The organism is Photorhabdus viridis, assembly GCF_040256935.1.
Taxonomy (GTDB): domain Bacteria; phylum Pseudomonadota; class Gammaproteobacteria; order Enterobacterales; family Enterobacteriaceae; genus Photorhabdus; species Photorhabdus viridis.
In genome coordinates this window covers 1-878 of the sequence record NZ_JBEJZY010000190.1, presented here as the reverse complement: position 1 = coordinate 878, position 878 = coordinate 1, and the positions used below count along the sequence as shown (strand labels likewise).

General features: G+C 58.4%; 1 protein-coding gene and 1 pseudogene. Both read left to right on the top strand.

From position 1 onward, the window contains the following. Positions 1-373 (top strand): annotated as a pseudogene (locus ABR397_RS22890) (type VI secretion system contractile sheath large subunit); the annotation flags it as partial. 4 nt (positions 374-377) lie between these two features. Then, positions 378-878: type VI secretion system baseplate subunit TssK (tssK, locus tag ABR397_RS22885; protein WP_350307714.1), on the top strand; the 501-nt coding region annotated here is incomplete at its 3' end.

Here is an 878-nt window from a genome sequence, read left to right as displayed (position 1 = left end):
GGCGTTGTACGACACGAATGAAGCCACGGCCAACAGCCGTATCAATGCGCGTCTGCCCTATATCTTTCTGCTGTCACGGATTTCCCACTATCTGAAGTTAATCCAGCGGGAAAACATCGGCACCACCAAGGACAGGCGTCTGCTCGAAATTGAGTTGAACAACTGGATCAACACGCTGGTCACGGAGATGACCGATCCGTCAGACGATGTGCAGGCGTCTCACCCGCTACGCGAAGCGCGCGTCATTGTTGAAGATATTGACGACAACCCCGGTTTCTTCCGGGTCCGGTTGTATGCCGTGCCCCATTTTCAGGTGGAAGGGCTCGACGTCAATCTGTCTCTGGTTTCCCAGATGCCGAAAGCCAAGGGGTAACGCCATGAAAATTGATCGTCCGCTCTGGGTAACGGGGACCATCCTGTCGCCCCAACAGTTTCAGCAACAGGCCCGCTGGGAGGCGTATGCCCGTGAATGCGTTGCCCGACTGGGGGGACTGCCTCCCTGGGGCGTGCTGACCGCGGCGTTTGACAACGCGATGCTGGCGTTGGGGCAGTTGAAAGCCGATCACCTGTGTGTGCGCTTTGCTGACGGATCGCTGATTGATACCGATCAGGCGGATCGCTTACCCCCGGTGCTGGAACTGGCGACGGTGCTGTCGGCAGAGACGCAACAGGTTACCGTCCTGCTGGCGTTGCCGCACATGTATGCCAATGGCGGCAATTGCCTTAAACCCGGTGAACAGGCTGACCGCCCGGTACGTTACCGACAGGAGTGGGTGCCGGTACAGGATGAATTCAGTGACCGCAGTGAGTCGATGGCGGCGGCCCGTTATGCCGTCTCGCTGCGCGTTGACGGGATGGAAAACAGCCAGTATCTCACC